The organism is Arenibacter lacus, assembly GCF_008711145.1.
Taxonomy (GTDB): domain Bacteria; phylum Bacteroidota; class Bacteroidia; order Flavobacteriales; family Flavobacteriaceae; genus Arenibacter; species Arenibacter amylolyticus.
Genome location: NZ_VVIN01000179.1, coordinates 1 through 1,110 on the forward strand (window position 1 = coordinate 1; position 1,110 = coordinate 1,110).

At 43.4% G+C, this 1,110-nt stretch carries 1 protein-coding gene; it reads left to right on the forward strand.

All coding sequences use genetic code 11. The annotated features are described in order from the left end of the window. Nucleotides 1–151: 151 nt before the first annotated feature. Nucleotides 152–1,110 (forward strand): MFS transporter (locus F1E73_RS17030; RefSeq protein WP_223883502.1); only part of this gene is annotated, 959 nt, incomplete at its 3' end.

Below are 1,110 nucleotides of genomic sequence, written 5' to 3' on the forward strand. Positions count from 1 at the left end.
TTGGGGTTCGTTTGCCTAGAAGCACATAAAGATTGGTTAAAAAGAATAGTATTCCTTTAAAAGGCTGTAGTTTTGCAGGCTTTTAATAGTAGTAAAGAAGCAAATAAGACTTTCGGTTGTTCCTTAGGAATTAAATAATTACCGATAGTAAATGAACAGTAGGAATATGGAAACGGATAAAACAAATAAGAAAGCACTCTTTGCCCTGGCAATGGGCGGATTTGGAATAGGGATGACGGAGTTTGTTATCATGGGGATTTTGCCCAATGTGGCCAGTTCCCTGGATGTTACCATTCCGCAGGCCGGACATTTTATCTCTGCCTATGCCCTTGGGGTAGTCGTAGGGGCCCCAACTTTAACCTTGTTTAGCGGTAGGTGGGCGGCTCATAAGGTATTGTTGTTCCTAATGTTGTGGTTTACCCTTTTCAATACCATTTCTGCCTTCTCCAATAGCTACGGGATGATGTTGGTAACCCGATTTTTATCTGGTCTTCCCCATGGTGCTTTTTTTGGTATTGGAGCTGTAGTAGCAGGAAAAGTGGCCAGAAAGGGAAAGGCGGCCCAGGCGATTGCCATGATGTTTTCCGGATTAACAGTGGCCAATGTGGTGGGGGTTCCCCTAGGTACGTATTTGGGTCAACATTATAGTTGGAGCCTATCTTTTATATCGGTGGGAGTTGTGGGCTTGTTTACCATGCTTGCGCTTTACTATTGGATGCCTGCACAAGAACGTTCTTCTTCGGAAGGAATGGCGAAAGACCTCAATGTATTTAAGCGACTAGAGCTATGGGTGATAATTGTATTGACCATTGTAGGTACTGGTGGCTTCTTTGCCTGGTACAGTTATATTGCTCCCTTGTTAACCGAGGTATCCGGACATACACAAACCGCGGTGAGTTATGCTATGATCATCGCTGGATCCGGGATGGTTGTAGGGAACTTTATCGGTGCTAAAATGGCGGAAATATTCAGCCCCATGAAAGCGGTAATAATAAGCTTATCCTTAATGGTGGCTGTTTTAATCCTCAATAGTATTATAGCTAGTAGTCCTACGGGTATCCTAATTTGGACCTTTGTAATAGGAATGATATCATTTACCGTTTCTACCCC